This window comes from Patescibacteria group bacterium, from assembly GCA_041645165.1.
In the GTDB taxonomy this organism is placed as follows: Bacteria; Patescibacteriota; Patescibacteriia; order 2-02-FULL-49-11; family 2-02-FULL-49-11; genus 2-02-FULL-49-11.
This window is the reverse complement of the sequence record JBAZQN010000010.1, coordinates 41,783-60,211: the sequence shown is the minus strand read 5'-3', so window position 1 is coordinate 60,211 and position 18,429 is coordinate 41,783. Positions and strand designations below refer to the sequence as shown.

Annotated in this window: 18 protein-coding genes; 14 read left to right on the top strand and 4 right to left on the bottom strand. The window is 48.1% G+C overall.

Annotation, left to right across the window (positions count from 1 at the left end; translation table 11 throughout):
- Window positions 1-126 precede the first annotated feature (126 nt).
- The 9 genes from WC659_04665 (at window position 127) to gmk (ending at window position 7,519) form a co-directional block, all read left to right on the top strand.
- Complete coding sequence (locus tag WC659_04665; protein MFA4873200.1) at window positions 127-1,701, top strand: HD domain-containing protein; 1,575 nt, start codon at window positions 127-129, stop codon at window positions 1,699-1,701.
- Window positions 1,702-1,709: 8 nt separating this feature from the next.
- Window positions 1,710-2,609: a hypothetical protein gene (locus WC659_04660; protein ID MFA4873199.1), complete on the top strand. Its 900-nt coding sequence runs from the start codon at window positions 1,710-1,712 to the stop codon at window positions 2,607-2,609.
- Between the two features lie 45 nt (window positions 2,610-2,654).
- A complete protein-coding gene (locus WC659_04655) occupies window positions 2,655-3,206 on the top strand; it encodes a DUF4202 family protein (protein MFA4873198.1) in 552 nt (183 codons plus the stop codon).
- A 49-nt stretch (window positions 3,207-3,255) separates the two neighbouring features.
- Window positions 3,256-3,753 carry a diadenosine tetraphosphate hydrolase gene (locus WC659_04650; GenBank protein MFA4873197.1) on the top strand — a complete coding sequence of 166 codons (498 nt, stop codon included), beginning with the start codon at window positions 3,256-3,258 and terminating at the stop codon, window positions 3,751-3,753.
- Window positions 3,754-3,842: 89 nt separating this feature from the next.
- Complete coding sequence (locus WC659_04645; GenBank protein ID MFA4873196.1) at window positions 3,843-4,535, top strand: 2-phosphosulfolactate phosphatase; 693 nt, start codon at window positions 3,843-3,845, stop codon at window positions 4,533-4,535.
- 44 nt (window positions 4,536-4,579) lie between these two features.
- Window positions 4,580-5,158 (top strand): DNA-3-methyladenine glycosylase, encoded by a 579-nt coding sequence (locus WC659_04640; GenBank protein ID MFA4873195.1) that lies wholly within the window; start codon window positions 4,580-4,582, stop codon window positions 5,156-5,158.
- Between the two features lie 39 nt (window positions 5,159-5,197).
- Window positions 5,198-5,707, top strand: coding sequence for an SET domain-containing protein-lysine N-methyltransferase (locus WC659_04635; GenBank protein ID MFA4873194.1), 510 nt, complete (start codon window positions 5,198-5,200; stop codon window positions 5,705-5,707).
- 47 nt (window positions 5,708-5,754) lie between these two features.
- Window positions 5,755-6,753 (top strand): RluA family pseudouridine synthase, encoded by a 999-nt coding sequence (locus WC659_04630; protein MFA4873193.1) that lies wholly within the window; start codon window positions 5,755-5,757, stop codon window positions 6,751-6,753.
- Window positions 6,754-6,949: 196 nt separating this feature from the next.
- Window positions 6,950-7,519: a guanylate kinase gene (gmk, locus tag WC659_04625; GenBank protein ID MFA4873192.1), complete on the top strand. Its 570-nt coding sequence runs from the start codon at window positions 6,950-6,952 to the stop codon at window positions 7,517-7,519.
- Here gmk and WC659_04620 read toward each other — a convergent pair.
- From WC659_04620 to WC659_04605, 4 genes are all read right to left on the bottom strand, one after another.
- Complete coding sequence (locus tag WC659_04620) at window positions 7,491-8,897, bottom strand: hypothetical protein (protein MFA4873191.1); 1,407 nt, start codon at window positions 8,895-8,897, stop codon at window positions 7,491-7,493. The genes gmk and WC659_04620 overlap by 29 nt on opposite strands.
- Before the next feature lie 145 nt (window positions 8,898-9,042).
- On the bottom strand, window positions 9,043-9,291 hold the full coding sequence (locus WC659_04615; protein ID MFA4873190.1) for a hypothetical protein: 249 nt from the start codon (window positions 9,289-9,291) through the stop codon (window positions 9,043-9,045).
- Between the two features lie 64 nt (window positions 9,292-9,355).
- Window positions 9,356-9,964 carry a transcriptional repressor LexA gene (gene lexA, locus WC659_04610; protein ID MFA4873189.1) on the bottom strand — a complete coding sequence of 203 codons (609 nt, stop codon included), beginning with the start codon at window positions 9,962-9,964 and terminating at the stop codon, window positions 9,356-9,358.
- Window positions 9,965-10,539: 575 nt separating this feature from the next.
- Window positions 10,540-11,850, bottom strand: a complete 1,311-nt coding sequence (locus tag WC659_04605; protein ID MFA4873188.1) for a M23 family metallopeptidase — start codon at window positions 11,848-11,850, stop codon at window positions 10,540-10,542.
- 180 nt (window positions 11,851-12,030) lie between these two features.
- Between WC659_04605 and WC659_04600 the strand changes: the two genes are divergently transcribed.
- The 5 genes from WC659_04600 to WC659_04580 all read left to right on the top strand — a co-directional run bounded on the left by WC659_04600 (window position 12,031) and on the right by WC659_04580 (window position 18,417).
- On the top strand, window positions 12,031-15,126 hold the full coding sequence (locus WC659_04600; protein MFA4873187.1) for a class I tRNA ligase family protein: 3,096 nt from the start codon (window positions 12,031-12,033) through the stop codon (window positions 15,124-15,126).
- A 162-nt stretch (window positions 15,127-15,288) separates the two neighbouring features.
- On the top strand, window positions 15,289-16,017 hold the full coding sequence (locus WC659_04595) for an L-threonylcarbamoyladenylate synthase (GenBank protein MFA4873186.1): 729 nt from the start codon (window positions 15,289-15,291) through the stop codon (window positions 16,015-16,017).
- Window positions 16,018-16,207: 190 nt separating this feature from the next.
- Window positions 16,208-17,065 (top strand): 16S rRNA (adenine(1518)-N(6)/adenine(1519)-N(6))-dimethyltransferase RsmA, encoded by an 858-nt coding sequence (rsmA, locus tag WC659_04590; protein MFA4873185.1) that lies wholly within the window; start codon window positions 16,208-16,210, stop codon window positions 17,063-17,065.
- A gap of 102 nt (window positions 17,066-17,167) precedes the next feature.
- Entirely contained in the window at window positions 17,168-17,833 is a 666-nt protein-coding gene (locus WC659_04585; GenBank protein ID MFA4873184.1) for a hypothetical protein, read from the top strand.
- An 86-nt stretch (window positions 17,834-17,919) separates the two neighbouring features.
- Window positions 17,920-18,417, top strand: a complete 498-nt coding sequence (locus WC659_04580) for a hypothetical protein (GenBank protein ID MFA4873183.1) — start codon at window positions 17,920-17,922, stop codon at window positions 18,415-18,417.
- Window positions 18,418-18,429 lie beyond the last annotated feature (12 nt).

Genomic DNA, 18,429 nt, shown 5'->3' with positions numbered 1-18,429 from the left:
GAACGCTCCGTACGTCAGGGAAGATTTTAACATTAAGCATACTACCGTTCCCCGCAACTGGCGTAGGCAGGCGGGTCTGCGGTTAGCGCCGACTGTAAAGAGGCCTAACTGGAATAATCGTACCGTATGGATTCGCAAAAAGCCAATAGTGTTCTCAAAGCCTATAGGGACGAACTGCGCAAAAGCGGTATTTTGGGTTGGGCTGACGCGCTCTGTGCATCGCTGCCGCAGACAGAGGTGTATTTAGTGGGAGGGGCAGTGCGGGATTGCCTATTGGAGCGCGCTGATACGAAGGACTATGATTTTGTGGTGCGCAATGTCGAAACGCCGGAACTTGAAGCCCAGTTGTCGCGTTTCGGCGCGGTGAATTATGTCGGCAAGACATTTGGGGTATATAAATTGAAACTGACAGAACCTTCCTCTGTGGAAGCCCTTGATATTGCACTCCCGCGCACCGAACACGCGTGGGGCACGGGGAAATACCGCGATGTGGATACGCAATCCGACCCAGCGCTTCCCTTGAAGGAGGATTTAGGGCGGCGGGATTTTACCATCAATGCGATGGCCATGCGGGTGACCGACCCCCCCATCCCCCCCTTATTAAGGGGGGGACAAAAGGGAGGTATCCTTGTTGATGAGTTTAACGGTTTAGAGGATCTCACGGATAAAAAATTAAGGACGGTGGGGAACCCTGATGAGCGCATGAGAGAAGATTACTCCCGCGCATTGCGCGGCTTGCGGTTTGCCGTATCTCTTGGGTTTACAATTGAGGCCTCTACCTGGGATGCGATCGCGCGCAGTATCACACATTTACTTGACCTTGATAGCCAAGGCGCAAGGATTATTCCTGCGGAAGTAATAGCGCAAGAATTCTTGAAAGCGCTTGATGTACATCCCTTGGCGGCGTTTGACCTTTTTGAGTCGAGCGGTACATTTTCCATTTTGATGCCGGAGCTTCTGGCGATGAAAGGGTGCCCGCAACCGCAAGAATTCCATACGGAGGGAGACGTGTGGACTCACACGCGGCTTGCGCTCGCGGTGATTGAGTCTCCTGCTTTTGCCCAAGAATTCGGCAATCCTGTTTTGCTTCCTGCTCCGCAGCCGCTTTGGAATGCGGAGTTGGCGCTTGCGGCGCTTTTGCATGACATAGGGAAACCCCCCACGCTCACCACCCCTGAAGCGCATGGCGCCGATCGGATACGGTTTAACGACCACGACAGGGTGGGCGCGGAAATGGTAGCTTCTCTTATTGAGCGGCTCAAACTCACCAGCCCCACCGGCATCGGAGTTGATGCGAATCGCGTATGTGCGCTCATCCGCCATCACCTTCTTTTTGTCCACGGCGATGTGGACGAATTGCGCCCCAGTACCATTGAGAAATATTTCTTCCGCGATCCCTTATTAGGCGAAGAACTTCTCAAGCTCTCTTATGCGGATGGAGCGGCTACGATTGCCAAGGATGGCAAGGGGACGATTGCCGACTATAAACGTATGCGCGTTCGCATTGAGGCGCTCAAGGAAAAAGGCAAGCATACCCTGCCAAAACCGCTTCTCTCCGGTCACGACATCATGACCATGCTTGGCATAGGCGAGGGGCCGGAAGTGGGGAAAATATTAACGCGCATCCGCGAAGCGCAGCTGGAAGGAAAAATCACCACTCAAGAAGAAGCGAAGCATTATCTCGTTATATTATCAAATTAATGAAAAATATGAGGAAATATATATTTTTAAGCATACTCACATTGGGCATCATTCTGTTTACCGGCTGCAGTCAGCGGCAGGCGGATCAAAATAAGCCGATCAGCTCTACCCCAACCGCTCAAAACAGTGCGCCTTCCGCAGCAGGTGAAAATAATGGCGGACAGCCCATTGCAGACGAATCTCAGAATATTAATCAAGGAGCCGACGATGCTGGAATAATTGTCTACGATAATGCGCAATACGGATTCACGTTAACCCTGTCGAACACATGGAGCGGTTATGCCACAAAAAATCGAACACTTGATTGGGGTTCGTTTGGCATCAGTGATTCCATTGATTTTGGATTTCCTACCCAGGATTCATTATTTAACATCAGTATGCACACAAAGAGCCAGTGGCAGCAAATAAAATCAGAAGAGGATCCTGCACCGACCTATCTGGGTGAAAGTGGTGAATATGTCTTTGGATATTCATCCTCGCAAGGCGCTATCAATGAAACGATGGTTGCGAGAATGCGGGAAATCGAAGATATCGTGAAAACTTTTAAGATAGCTGATACCACCTCGGCGTGGAAGAGTTATCGAAACTTGGGCGTGAGCATAAAATATCCAAACGACGGGTCATATACCGTGGAGACGCCGGAAAATAATTATTTCATCATAACGCAAAACCATCCCGGGAACAGGTTTCACGTCAGGACGACGGGGAGCGACAGCGTGGAAGGGGCTTATTTCACTTTCAACGAAACCATCAATAACCAAGAATTTAGAAAGTTTAAATATGTGGGCATGGGTTCAGGGTACGGTTACATGATTAAGCATAACGGGATCAATTACATTTTTGAGACAACGCTGGGGCCAGTGAACAGTGTTTTTGATTTAATGATGACTACCGTCGTGTTTGATTAGTCAGTCTCTAGGGAACATATAAGCAAAAGTTAAATGGATCACATTATGTTTGATAAGGTGGAACGGTTTGTTATAGATGCTTTCACGGAGGCGGGAGCCTTGAGCAATATCTCGCATCACCAGCGCACCGTATACTGGATTAAGAAGCTTAAACCTGACGCGGATGAGGCATTGCTCATTGCCGGGATAGCGCATGATATTGAAAGGGCGTTTTATGGAGACTGGAAAAAGGGGTCTGATGATCCCGCACTATTGCGCAAACATCAGGACTTAAGCGCGGTTGATATTGAAAAATTCCTGCGGCACGAAGGTGCGGAAGAAGAACTCATCGCGCGAGTCAAGCACTTTGTGGCGAATCATGAGACAGGGGGCGATGAAGATCAAAATGTATTGTGCGATGCCGATTGTTTGGCATTTTTGGAAGAAAAGGCCGTAAGCCTTGCCAAGAAATCTATGCGTGATGGCAGTACCAGCGAGGCGGGGAGGAGAATACGTATGGTGTTTCACAGGATATCGTCTCCTTTCGCCAAACAGATTGCCCAGCCGTGGTATGAGGAAGCAAAAAAATATCTCACTGAAATGAGCACTTTTTCGTGATAAATATAATTCGTATTCTCTTCATTATTGAAAAATTTAATTTCATGGTATGTCAAGGTCAATTAATAAAATAATCAATTATACAGGCCAAGTGAAAAAAATAACTTGCCTTGGGTGTACCCGTGAAAAAGGTGAAATAAGCCTAGGCGATATTGTAAAGTCAAAATATTTTGATGCCCACCAAGACTATGAAATTCCTATTCCGGGTTTTGTGATTATTTCATCCAGAAGGCATATTCAAAGTGTTGATGAATTTACTGACAAAGAACAACGGGATTTCATAAAATTATTATATCGCTTACGTTCAGCCTTAAGGCAGGTTCTTGGCGTTAAGGTTGTTTACCTTATCCAGGAAGAAGACACGTTGCATCATTTCCACGTTTGGGTATTTCCACGTTTTGATTGGATGAAAAGAAAATTTGGCAGAAAAATAGAATCTGTGCGTCCAATTATGGAGTTCGCTAAGAAAACTTTTAAAACCAAAAGTAACTTGACCAAGGTTGATGAGGCGACATTAAAATTAAAGCAATTTTTATTGAAAAAATAGAAATTTTTTAAGGTGTATAACATCGAAATTAAATCAGGAATGACAAATTCGGGATTAGGTTGCTCATTCAGTATATTTGTAGGCAATGTATGGAAATTAGTATTCTTCAATTGATCGAGGGAGCTAAGAAGGCAGAAGGCCTTACGGTGATTATCGATGTGTTTCGCGCTTTTTCTACCGCCTGTTACGCGTTTGGTAATGGTGCGGCGCGTATGATATGCGTTGGTGGCGTCACTCAGGCATTACAACTTAAAAGTAAGATACCAGAGAGTATCCTTATCGGAGAAAGGGACGGGAAGAAAGTAGCGGGATTCGACTATGGGAACTCCCCCACTGAAATTGAGCATGTTGACTTTAGTGGAAAAACGCTTATTCTTACAACCTCCTCCGGTACGCAGGGTATTGTGAACGCGACTAATGCAGATGAAGTCATCACTGGAAGTTTTATCAACGCAGGAGCAGTGGTGAAGTATGTGAACCGTATGGCACCTCGTAAGGTGTCGTTGGTATGCATGGGGAGAGGCGGCGTTCAGTTGTCTGATGAAGATACGGAATGTGCAGGTTATGTGCGGAATGCGTTGGAAGGTGTAGCACAAGAATTTGCTCCTCTCATTAACCGTCTGAGATATAGCGAAGCAAGCCAATCCTTCTTTGATCCGCAGAAGACATGGAAGCCGGAAAGAGACTTTGATCTCTGTTTGGATTTAGATCGTTTCTCTTTTATTCTTAAGGCCGAACATTATCGTGATGGGACAGCGCTCCTAAGGAGGATTTCTACGTGAGTAGGATAAAATTGAGAAAGCATAACGGAACAAAAGATGAAACCATGAATAAGAAACTGCCAAAATTATTCTATCAAGAGGGTGCAGTAGCCTTAGCGCCGAAGTTCCTTGGCAAGTATTTGGTGCATAAAACGGAGCAAGGAATCATTTCGGGAATGATTACGGATGTTGAGGCTTATCCCGCGTTTGTAGATCATGTGTCGCACGGGAATAAAAGGACGAAGAGAACCGAGGTGATGTATCGCGATGGCGGCTATGCGTACGTATATAAGATTTATGGGATGCATTACCAGTGTGCGGTGGTGGTGAATAAAAAGGATATACCCGAGGTCGTTTTTATAAGAGCACTCATTCCTGAAGAGGGCATTAATCTGATGAAAAAGAATTTCGGCAAAGATGTTGCGGAAGAAGGGCTCACAAAATCTCCCGGCAATTTATGCAAGTCTTTTGGGATCACTACTCATCTTTATGGCGCTGACCTTACTGACAATATACTTTGGTTGGAAGACCGAGATGTGGTAGTGCATAAAGAAGACATTTTAACCGCTCGAAGAGTCGGCATTCGTGCAAATATCAAAGGAAGTGAAAAGAAATTCAGGTTTTATCTGTGGACATTGAAGTAATTTCGAAAGGTGTTATTGGGCGTAAGGAAAAGGAAAATTATGAGAAAAGGTGTAGAAATAAAAGAAGCCGAGAAGAAAGGGAAAGGAGTATTCGCTCTTAGGAATTTTCGTAAAGGTGAAGTAGTTTTTGTTAATTATCGCGGACGGTCGGTGAAAGAAAGAGATTTAGAAAAAATTCTAAAAAGCGAAGGAGATCATCTGAATGAAATAGATAGAGAAACGTGGGAAATTATGAATCCGCCAGGACGCTTCGTGAATCATTCCTGTAATCCAAATGCAATCCCGAAAGAGTCTTCAAAAAAGAAGGTACCATACTTTGCATTGAAATCAATCAAGAAAGGAGAAGAAATAACCGTTGACTACCGAATCAATGCTCATACTGGCAATACTTGGAAATGCAATTGCGGAAACAAAAACTGTTCAGGAAAGGTAACAAGTGACTTTTTTACCTTAAGCGAAAGTCTGCAGAAAAAATATCTGCCATACTCATCAAAATTTATCAAAAATGAGTATGTGAGGCGACATATAGTCCTACGGACAGAGGAATAAATAAAATTTTTATAAGAAATTACAGAGCAACATTGTTCTCATTGCGTATGACCTCCCAATTTATTGTTGAACCAGCAGACAAAGGCAAGCGATTAGATAAATTTTTGGTGGAGAAATTGCCAGAACAGTCGCGGGTTGCCATACAGCGTGATATTAAGGCAGGGAGGTGGGTGGTTGAGGGAAAGTCAATGACGCCGCATTACGCGCTGAAGGAAGGGCAGAAGGTTGAGGAGGTGAAACAGATCGCAGATCAACGCGGATCGTCACGTTTGGTTTTATCGCGGATCAACGCAGATGTGAAAATTTCCATTATTGCCGAAACGGATGACTATCTCATCGTTGATAAGCCGGCAGGGATCGCGGTCCATGCTGCGCCTGGGATTCATGGCGCAACCCTTATTGATTTACTCCTTCCTCGGTATCCTGAATTGCGCAAGATTGGGGGAGATCCATCTCGCCCGGGGATTGTGCACCGTCTGGACAAGCTGGTATCCGGCGTGATGATCATTGCCCGTACGCCGCAGGCGTTTGATTATTTTTCCCGCGCATTTCGCGAACGCAAAATCGAAAAGGAATATCACGCGCTGGTTGCGGGGACCTTTGTGAATGACCATGGCGAAATTGCGCTCCCTCTCACGCGTAGCACGAGTCCGCGAAGGCGTGGTACAATGACAGCGCTTCCTCATAAGAGGAGGTCACAGACTGACGCAGAAACGTTGAAAATTTCTCACAACGCGAGAGAAGCGTTGACAAGGTTTGAAGTCGCGAGGCGCTTCCCCCGTCTCACCTTTCTTAAGGTATTTCCTAAGACAGGTCGTACGCATCAGATCAGGGTACACCTTGCCGCGATAGGGCATCCTATCATCGGGGATCCGCTTTATGGAGGAAAGGCGCGCAGGCAAATAAAAACAACCCTCAATCGCCCATTTCTCCATGCATCATCTCTTACATTTACTGATCTGCAAGGAGAGGTAAAGACTTATCATGCGCCCTTACCTGTTGAGTTGCAGCAAGTGTATACACTTCTTCAGCGCAGTAAATCCTAGGCTGTTTTGATAATTTTCAATTTTCAAGCTTCAATTTTCATTTAATTTTCAATTAAACAATTATCAAACGTTTGAAAATTATGACATTGGGATATTGATTGAAAATTGTCTCCCTTCGGGAGATCCCCCGTAGGGGGAGAAATTGAGCATTGAAAATTTTTAGAGTTTTTAGGATTTAGAAATTAGAATTTCTGTCATGCCCGGCCGCATTATCATCATTTCAGGACCCTCGCAAGTGGGCAAAGACGCAGTCGTCAAGGAGCTCTTGAAAAGGCCTGCGCTGAACCTTGCACGGATTATTACCGTGACGACGCGCGAACAGCGCCCCGAAGAAGTAGACGGCATAGACCACTATTTTGTTGATAATAAAGAGTTTGATGCGCGGGTTGCTCGGGGCGAGTTTTTAGAATGGGCGCCCGTGCGCAACAGGAAATTTGCCACGCCGCGGCAAGCGGTAGAAACGGCGCTTCGCGGGGGGCGCAATGTGCTGCTGAAAATTGACGTCAGAGGCGCTGAACAAGTGATGGATATGTATGCGGACGCAGTGCGTATTTTCATTGAGCCTGACAGCTTAGAGAGCATCCGGCGTCGCATGGTGGAAAAAGGATTCTCCGATGAGCAGCTGAACGTTCGTTGGCATGAGGCGATGGAAGAGCTCAAGGCCGCGCATGACTATGATTATCGCGTGGTGAACCGGGAGGGGAAACTTAATGAAACAGTTGAGAAGATCACGGAGGTTATTCTGCATCTTCCGCCAAAGGGATAGACTGGATTGTCTCCCTCCATTTTGGGATTTCAGTGCTCTTCCGATAGCCAATTCTATCGGGAGCATTTTTTTGTGTATGCCACATGGCGCCGCGCATCACCGTATATTCGCCCCAGCGGTCGTTGATGGCATCAAGCGCGCATGCCACCCTGCGGGAGCCGCCGCGACGGCAAGGGAAAAGGCTGAACTGGGCAGAAGGGGGCATCAGGCGCGATACGGACACGGCAAGCATGGAGACGGGACTCGAAATCGTATCGGCTTTGAGAAGCCGCCACGCTTCGCGGAAGATATCGAAAGAATCAAATAAGGGAGCTCGGACGTTCGTTGAAAAAACACGCATCGGTCGCTCCTGCGCGCGACCGTGCTCCGCCTCGCTCGCCCGACCCTCGATTGCATCGAGGGGTCGTGCTCGGGCAAGCTGCGGAGGGTTTTTTCCAATCGAACGTCCTCGTGGAGAGGGATACTGGTGGAAGGCTAGAGGATTTTCGCACCGTCGTCCCACAGAAATATTCCATGCTTCAACGCGCGCCGCGCGCAAGCGGCGGCCGGTCTTCTCGCAGAGTTTCATGAGGATCGCCGCAAGTGTTTTTGGATCGTTTGTTTTTTTAGGCAGGCAGTAAGAGTGCCCGATAGACTTTTGTGTATGCTCTTCTTCCTTCGCTACCCCGTTGAGCTCAATTCCATTAAGCGATGCCCAGAGATAATAGCCTGGTTTCCCTAAGGATGACAGGATGTGCATCATGGGCACTTGCCGGAATCTTAAAGGGCTTGTGATGCCGATTGATGCAAGGCGGCGCTCCAGGCCTCCTGCGATGCCCCAAATGTCCCGCAAAGAGATCGTCTTGAGATAAGAAGCAAGTTGGGAAGAGGGGAGGACCGTAACGCTGTCTTTGGGGCCCGTGTCCGAGGCGAGCTTCGCGATGAAGCGCGTTTCCGCGATCCCTACGGAGGAGCGCAGCCACTCGCCCACTTCCTCCTTGATTCTGCGGTTGATTTCCCTGCCTATTTCGGCGCCGTGTTTAAGATCCGCGGCATAACCCGTGAGGTCGATAAACGCCTCATCAATGGAATACGGCTCTATGCGGTCAGAATATTCTGCAAAGATGCCAAAAATGGCCTCGGTCGTCGTGCGGTATTTGATAGGATCGTTTTGGAGAAAGATAGTGGGAGGGTAGAGCGAGCGCGCATCCCGCACGCGCAGGCCGGTTTTCACCCCTTTTTCCTTTGCCTCCCGGGACGATGCAATGACGCATCCGTTCGGAGAGAGATAGGCGCAGACTGCCACCGCTCTTCCGCGCAGGAACGGGTTTGCCTGCTGCTCCACCGAGGCGAAGTAGCTGTTCATGTCGATGTGAAGCACTACTCGTTGATGGAGCATAGTGAGTGAATTTTCAATGCTCAATTTCTCCCCCTACGGGGGATCTCCCGAAGGGGGACAATTTTCAAACAATTTTCAATTTCGCAATGTTCAAAGTTTGAAAATTGATTCATTAGGTCATTGATTGAAAATTGATAATTGAAAATTAATCATGCCACACTTCCTCCAGCGCCCACTCCAATGTTTCGCTATTGAATTGGAGTTTGAACGCGTTTGCTTCGTCTGAGACGGAGAAATATATGAGTTTGGCGCGGCCGTCGCGCGAGGCGCTCACGAGATTCACCTGTTTTACGTGCCAGTCGCGCCCTCCCCATTTGAACGCCACGGGTTTCACTTCGCCTCCGCGGAAGGAGGCAAGCACCGAAATGGGGTCGTGGTACGAGGTGAGGGACATATTCCTTTTGAAATGACAAAGCTCAAAGTTTCCCGCCTGAGCGGTGAGATTTTGAAATTCGGCATTATGCTACCGCAAATTTTCTTATCAATCCCTTAACAATTCCCTGAATCGCGGGATTCTTTACGAAGAGAGGGTTGTAGTTTTTATTTGCGGGCTGCAGCCGGATCCTGTCTTTTTCCCGGTAATACCGTTTGAGCGTCGCGTGTTCATTATCCAGAAGCGCCACCACCACGTCGCCATTTTTAGGATAGAAGGTGCGTTCCACAATCACGTAGTCTCCATTTAAGATCCCGTCTTCCATCATGGAATCGCCTTTCACCCGCAGCACGTAGCAGTTCTCGTCGCCCGCAAGCTCGGTGGGTACGGCGACGGTTTCTCCCCTTTGTTCAATCGCTTCAATCGGCTCGCCTGCCGCAATGAGCCCCACGAGCGGCAGCTCAATGCTTTTGCTGAGCATCCACACCTTTTTCGTGAGTTCAATATTGCGGATGGCGCGGTCCGTTTTTTTCAAGAATCCCTTTTGCACGAGCGCTTCGAGGTGCTCGTTTACCGTGGCAGGGGAGGAAACACCCATTTCTTCCGCGATTTCCCGGATGGAAGGAGCATACCCGTGGTCCTTAATGCAATTTTTAATAATGTCTAAAACTTTGGTTTGTTGTTTGGTGAGCATAGGAAATGTGGGTAAATGTAAAATGTAAATCTCAAAATGCAAAATGATAGATCAAAATTTAAAGATTTTACATTTTCATTTTGACTTTTGGATTTTGATTTTTGCATTCGAGCCTGAATGGTGACTGTGAGCGAGTTATTAGGAAAAGACAGAAGTAGTATTATCTGTGGAAAACTAAATATAGTATACCGAACAAAAACCGAACAGTCAACCCCGTAAGGAGGTAAGCGCTCACTGACCATCAACACCCCCACCAAACCTCCCCCTTTATATCATCAAGATATGGCGAAGCCATAGGGGGAGGACAAGGCGTGTGGTCTCCCCCTTAGGCGCCGTAAAAAAATAACATATCCCGCCATCTACGCCGTACGTCAACAAAATAAGGACAAACCTATGGGACAAGTGAAATGTTATTTTTTTAAGCGCCCTTATCAGGGGGGAGACCAAGAGGGGGGCTTAAACCGCGAGGATGGCGATGCCCCCAGTGAGCGCGTACCGTGAGAGGTAAGCCGCCCCTTAGGCGGTTGAAGCCGTGCCTTCGGCAGGGCGACCTCTAACGGGGTCAAACTCCTTAATTAAAAGTAGCTTAACGGATTTTTGCGCGCGCCGTTAATAAGGATTTCGAAATGGAGGTGGGATCCTGTAGAACGGCCGGTGGACCCCATCATACCGATGATCTGCCCTCGCTGCACTTGTTCTCCCGGACGCACATAGAGGCGGGAAAGGTGGCCATACCTTGTCTTTGTGCTTTTACTATGGCTTATGACGATGACGTTGCCATATCCGCCATTCCACCCTCCCTGCGCGATTTCTACCGTGCCGCTTTCCGCCGCGTAGATCGGGGAACTAAGGTTGCCATCGATATCGAGTCCTCCGTGGCGCCAGCTGAAATATTGGGTTATGGCGCGGCCAGTGGTGGGCCAGATAAGGCCACCGCTAGGAGAACGCGCGCTCCCCACATTTCTTGGTGCAGTGCGCGTGGCAACTCGGGTTTGCGCAGGGACGCTTACGGATGGGGGGCGGCCATCCGGAACGGTGAGGAGCGTGCCGGGTTCAAGTTTTGCTCCTTGTGAGATATTATTGAGCGCGGTAATTTTATCAATGGTTGAGCGGTATCTCGTCGCAATCCCCTGGAGAGTGTCACCGCGCCTTACCGTATGGATCACGCCGTCCACTTGAGGTATGACCAGAGAGTCGCCGGGACGGATTACGGAGGTGCCGCTTAAATTATTCGCCCAAAGAATCGTACGCGCGAAGAGCGTGAAACGGTAGGCAATGCCGCTTATGGTATCATTCTGCTGTACCGTGTAAGTGATAATGCTGTCGCGCGGGCGGCTTCCGCGCAAGGTTTCAGTGGGGTTTGGGCGCACTATTGTGCCGATACTCGTATCGAGCGCTAACGGCATGCCCGCGATCCCCTCATTCGTGGAATTTTCTCTCTCAATGGTATCCCTGAATGTTCTGCCTGCTTGAGGGAGCGCTGCAGGGCTCGCGTCGACCACGATCATGCGGGCATCAATGGAGATCAAGCGGTAGATGAGGCTGTTGTGCCCCAGTTCATCAGCAGCGACGGAGCGCGAGTTAATGTTTGTGAAGATAACTAGAAGAATCATTCCCGCAATGATTACCTTAAGGGTGTAGGGATGGGTGAGGAGGATGCGTATTTTTCCTTGAGGATGGATTACGCGCGCGTTTGCGCGGAGTGTACGGAGGGTTTCATACAGGCGCACCATGATACCCTTTATGCCTGACACGATTTTCGTCGAGGAGGAGAGCGAGCGATAGAGACGTCTTCCCGCAAGCGCGATGCCTTTGCCTAATCCAGTGAGTAGGCGGACGAGGAAACGTAGAAAGGCGAGGGTAATATGGCGGAATAATTTGGGCATGGTATTATGTGACCGTATCATTACTTGGGTATACCATTGGAAATTCATTGAGTCAATGGTACAATCAACATGTAACTCAAAATGCAAAACTCAAAATGCAAAATGAAGGAATTTCGTCCCGTAATTACGGGACTCCATAATTTTGATTTTTGATCTTTGGTTTTTGGATTATGTACTGTTATGTCTCACTCCTACGACCATAAAAAAATTGAGCAGAAATGGCAGGAGCGCTGGGAAGCGCAGGGCGCGTTTCGCGCTGATGATGAGGGGAGAAAGCGCGAAGATCGCCGCTATGTGCTCGACATGTTTCCCTATCCTTCCTCGCAAGGGCTCCATGTAGGGCACCCCGAAGGCTATACTGCCACCGATATCGTGAGCCGCTATTTGCGCATGCGGGGCTCTATGGCGCTTCATCCGATGGGATGGGACGCGTTCGGGCTTCCTGCGGAGAATTACGCGATCAAAGTGGGTGTGCATCCCGCGGAGACCACTGCGAAGAGCATTGAAAATTTTCGGCGCCAGATCAAGTCGCTGGGGTTTTCCTATGATTGGTCGCGGGAAGTGAATACCGCAGATCCTGATTATTACCGCTGGACGCAATGGTTTTTCCTCTTGCTCTACCAACACGGCTTGGCCTATAAGAGATTAGCCCCGGTGAATTGGTGTGCACACTGCCAAACCGTGCTCGCGCGCGAGCAAGTGGTGGACGGGAAATGCGAACGCTGCAAGCATACGGTAGTGCAGAAAGAGCTTGCGCAGTGGTTTTTCAAAATCACTGATTTTATCGAGGATCGGACACAAGACGCGAAAAGGAACAAGCGAGTCACGGCAGGACTGCTTTCAGGCCTTGAAAAGATTAATTGGCCGGAACCTATCAAACTCATGCAGCAGAATTGGATTGGGAGAAGTGAAGGAGCATTGATAAAATTTCCTATAGTGAGTAACGCCCCCCAACCCCCTCTTAAGGTAAGAGGGGGAGAGGGGGAGTTATGGATCGAAGTATTCACCACGAGGCCGGATACGTTATTTGGGGCGACTTACATGGTGCTCGCACCGGAACACCCCATAATTGAAAATTTCAAATTTCAAATTTCAAATTTCAAATTTGTTGAACAATATATTCAGAGCGCTAAAAGCAAAACTGAACTGGAGCGTGGTCAGTTACAGAAGGAAAAAACTGGTGTTGAATTACAAGGGATAACCGCAATCAATCCCGCCACTAAGGAAGAGATACCAATTTGGATTGCTGATTACGTGCTCATGGGTTATGGTACGGGCGCAATTATGGCCGTTCCGGCACATGACGAGCGGGATTATGTGTTTGCAAAAAAATTCAATTTGCCGATCAAGTGTGTAATACGGCCAAAAGAGAGAAAGGTGCTTATGGTACACGGATCTCCAAAATCTGATCCACGCGGGAAAGCTGATTATATTCCAGAAAATACCCATCACTGGTTGGGATGGATAACGCCGAAGTTGGAAGAACGAGGTTTCAAGGTATTTAATCCACTCATGCCGAATGCTTGGGAGCCGCAATATGATGAATGGAAAAAGCAGGTAGCACACCTTCCCTTAGATGAAAATTCAGTAGTGATAGGGCATAGCGCGGGCGGCGCATTTGCGGTGCGGTGGCTGGGAGAGACGGATGCAAAAATTGATACCCTCCTTTTGGTGGCGCCTGGTAGGAAAACCATCACCGAGAATCGTCAGCGTCTTGGTCCGTTATATGATTTTGACATAAATCCAAAGATTAAGGATCAGGTGAGAAAAATTATCATCTTTATTTCCGACAATGAAGAAGAATACCGCAAGGAAAGTGCACGGTGGTATGCGAAGGAATTAAACGCTGAACTGAGAGAATTAAAAGGACGGGGACATTTCACGATGAAAGATATGGGGACCCTTGAATTTCCGGAATTACTCAAGGAGGTTATGGATGTAGGATGTTATATAGGACACGGGATGCTTGTCGAGTCGGGGGAGTTTACCGGACTGTCGTCGGAAGAGGCTCTTTTAAAAATGGCAGAAAAGTTTGGCAGGAAGCAGGTTACCTATCGTCTGCGTGATTGGCTCATCTCGCGTCAGCGCTATTGGGGAGCGCCGATTCCCATTATCTATTGTGTGAAGTGCGGTGAGGTGCCGGTCCCGGAAAAAGATCTACCGGTGCGGTTGCCTGATGATGTTGATTTCCGGCCTACGGGGGAGTCGCCTCTTAAGCGGTCAAAAAAATTCCATGAGGTGAGATGCCCCAAGTGCGGTTCGTATGGCGAAGACGTGCGGAGGGAGTGCGATACGATGGATACTTTTGTGGACTCTTCCTGGTATTTTTTCCGCTATACGGATCCTCGCAATGCGAAAGAATTTGCAAGCCGCGAGAAGATTCATGCGTGGCTTCCGGTAGACCTCTATGTCGGCGGGGCAGAGCATGCAGTCATGCATCTGATGTATGCGCGGTTTTTTACCAAGGTGCTGCATTGGCTGGGGATTATTGATTTTGACGAGCCTTTCCTTACGTTAAAAAATCAAGGGCTGATCTTGGGAGAGGACGGGCAAAAGATGTCGAAATCGCGAGGCAATGTCATCAATCCCGATGAAGTCATCGAAATCTACGGCGCAGACACTATGCGATTGTATGAAATGTTCATGGGCCCGTTTGAAGATGCAAAACCTTGGAGCATGCGCAGCATCGTAGGGATAAGGAGGTTTTTGGAGCGCGTATGGTCCTTGGGGACCCGCATTCATACGCATTCACCACGCATTCATACGCAGGCGTTTAAGGGCGTAGTAAGTGCGTTTAAAAGCGACGCGCTTGCGCGTTTGGCGCATCAGACGATTAAGAAAGTTACAGAAGATATTGAAGCGTTTAAATTTAATACTGCGATCGCACAGCTCATGACGTACACGAACGAATTACCTGCCCTTGAAGACCGCGCTGATACTTTATCCGGCTACAAGGCGCTCCTCATTCTTCTTGCGCCGTTTGCGCCGCATATCACGGAAGAGTTATGGGAACAGCTTGGCAACGCACGGTCTATTTTCAAAGAGCCGTGGCCGGCTTTTGATCTCGCGCTGATGACACAGGAGACTGTGCAGGTGGTCATACAGATCGATGGGAAGAAGCGGGGAGTGGCAGAAGTGTCCCGCGATGCGGGAGAAGAAGAGGTATATGCGGCGGCAAACGCACTGCCCGAGATTCAGAAGTATTTGAAAGGAAAAGAGGTGGCGAGGAAGGTGTATGTGAAAGGGAAACTGCTCAATCTTGTTACACAAGATTGAGAAATCTCAATGACAAATTTCAAATGTCAAATTAATGACCAATTTCCAATGTCCAATGCTCAATCAATGCTCAAATTCCCTAATGCTCAATTTTGGTATTGGTAATTGGGATTTAATTGGTCATTGGGGTTTGGGTATTGGGATTTCCACCGCGCTTAGCGTATGAAGGTAATTTCAGTTAATGACCCGATACTACTTCGCGTGGCATTAAGAGTGCTCCGTGAGGGTGGCGTGGTGGCCTTTCCCACCGAAACTTCGTATGGTCTGGGCGGTGATTGGACGAACCCGAAGGTTCATATGAAAGTAAGGCGCATCAAACAAAGGCCGCAGGGAAAGCCGCTGTCAGTCATCGTTGCTTCAAGGTCAATGGCAGAGCGTTACGTAGTATTTTCTCCTGTTGCCCGTCGGCTCGCACGGCACTATTGGCCGGGGCCGTTATCTTTGGTGTTGCCGTTGAAACGCGCATCTTCATACGTTCAAACAACTGTCATTCCCGCGCAGGCGGGAATCCAGACAAGAAAAAACAAAAATCGCGCGGGTTTGTTTGTTTTTGTTTCTGGATCCCGGGTCAAGCCCGGGATGACGGTGAATAGTGAACCGAGATCTATCCCTACACTCTCCCTCCGCATCTCGCCGCACCCAATCGCCCACAAGCTCGTTTGTGGATTAGACAAACCCCTCATCGCCACAAGCGCGAATGTTTCCGGCACGCAAGCGCTCTATAGCGCATCAGCGACAGTGCGCGCATTCAGCGGAAAAAAATTTAAACCAGACCTCGTCATTGATGGGGGAACACTGCTGAGGAGGAAGCCTTCAACTGTCGTTCAAGTAAATACTGATGGTTCAGTGAGGGTATTGCGAGTAGGGTCACTCAGACTAAATGTTCAATGACCAATTTACAATTTTCAAATAATTTTCAATGTTTCAATTTTCAATCATTTGCATCATTGAGTCATTGAATGTCCCGCCACAGCGGGATCCCGCCAAGCGGGAAAAATTGAGAATTGTCCCGCTCTTTGATCATTTTCTTTAAATGTCAGCGGGATCCCGCCTAAGCGGGAGAAATTGAAAATTTTTTCTAATGTCTTCTCTCCTTTCTGTTCCCGAATTAAAATCTTTGTGCGAGCAATACCGCATCAGGCCGACAAAAGACCGCGGCCAGAATTTTTTAATTGACGAGAGCGTGGTGAAAGACGCCGTGGCGGCGGCGGGCATTACGCCAGCTGATGCAGTGTACGAGATCGGTCCTGGATTCGGCGCGCTGACATTTGCGCTTGCGGGCGCGGCAGGACGCGTGACTGCGATAGAGATTGAGTCGAAGTTAGTGAAATTTTTGCGAGAAGAGTGCAAGCGCCGCTCAATGAAGAATGTTGAGATTGTTGAGGGAGATGCGATTCAGTTCATCAGTTCATCAGTTCATCAGTGGTCGGATTTCGTGGTCGTCGCAAGCCTTCCCTATTCCATTACTTCTGATTTTTTTTCTTACATTTTGCGGGATGATCATCTGCCGAAGCGTATGGTGCTCATTATTCAGAAAGAAGTTGCAGAGAGGATTTACGCACGTCCGCCGCATATGTCTCTCCTTTCGGTGATTGTGCAATGGTATGGCAAGGTTGAAATTTTAAGGATTATTCCTCGTTCTGCGTTTTGGCCCCAGCCGGCGGTTGAGAGCGCATTGGTGCGGATTGATCTTCGCGACGCTCAAGCGGCCGAGCGGCGAGGAAATATCAAGAGTGAAACGTTTTTCAGCTTCATCAAACCTGCATTCCGTTTTCCCCGGCGTAAGATTCATACCACGTTATCGTTACCTCACGATAACGATATCTGCGTTAATCCGCGTCTTAATCCGCGTTTATCTGCGTTAATAGAGAGGCGTCCGGGAGAGCTAGATATAGACGATTGGATAGCGCTTTTTCGTTCAAAATATGGTGAAATATGAATTTTGACAAGAATGTAATTTTATGCTATATTGTTATCAGCCTTTTCCTCTTCTCTATTCGTTAAAATGCAAGATAAAATACAATAGATGCCTGACTCATCTTTGCCACAAAATAAAAGCGAAGAAGTGGAATCAAAAGGAATGAACCCAAAAGTGCTATTTGGGTCTATTTTATTTTTTGGGTTTCTTGCCCTTGGCGTGGGAGGATTTAAGATTTGGCGCGATCTGCGGCTTTCTGGAGGCCCGCCTGCGCAGGCAGGCCAAGAGAATCAATTCGGCGCTGTGAGCGCGCCACAGGTAACTGCCCAGTTTTCAACGAATAATGAGGAACTAAAGACGAAAGACACTGACAGCGACGGGCTTTCTGATTATGATGAACTGAATGTGTACGGCACTTCGCCTTACTTGAAAGATTCTGACGGCGATACGTATACCGACAAGGTTGAAATTGATTCGAATAACGATCCCAATTGCCCGAAAGGCACGGAATGCCGCACAGGCCTGCCTGCGCAGGCAGGCCAGCCTGCGCCCGTAGGTTCCACGCCGCAATTCAATGAACTTATTCCCCCTGCACAGGGAAATGAAACTGCGGCGCCTCCTCCTGACCTTTCAAAAATGACGCCCCAAGAGTTGAGGACGCTCCTTTTGGCTACTGGGCAGGTGACAGAAGACCAGCTCAAACAGATTGACGACGCTACTTTAATGCAGATGTATCAGGATACGCTCAAAGAACAGGAACAGACCGTGCAGCAGCAACCACAACCTTAACTCTAGTAGAAGCAGAAGAACGCAGATAGTATTACGTTGGTTCAATCTTGCAGATTGAACCACCCGTTTAATGAGCGGTATGAAGTATGCCATCAGTACGAATACCGAGAGCAGGAAAGGACGGCGTCTACTTCATGACGTTTACCGTTAAAAACTGGTATTATATCTTTGACCGCCATCATCGCTTTGAAATCTTAGAAGATAGTTTCGTATATTGCCAAAAGCAGAAACAATTAAGAATCTACGCGTTCGTCTTTATGCTCAATCACCTTCATTTCATCGGTTCAGCCCGCGATCTCATCGGCGTGATCAGGGACATGAAGACGTTTTTATCGAAAGAATTGCAGAAGAACATTATCGCAACCGAACCGAGTGTATTGAGGATATTCGCGGCCGAGCGAGGATATCAGTTCTGGCAGAGCGGAAATTATCCGGAACTCGTTGAGTCAGAGGAATTTTTAAGACAGAAGATGCAGTATATTCATAACAATCCCGTGCGCAAAGGATACGTGTATGCGCCAGAAGATTGGCGGTGGTCGTCGGCAAGCAGGTATCCGACGAGGATCGTGGTTACTCCTGTTTAATTTCGTCCTTCA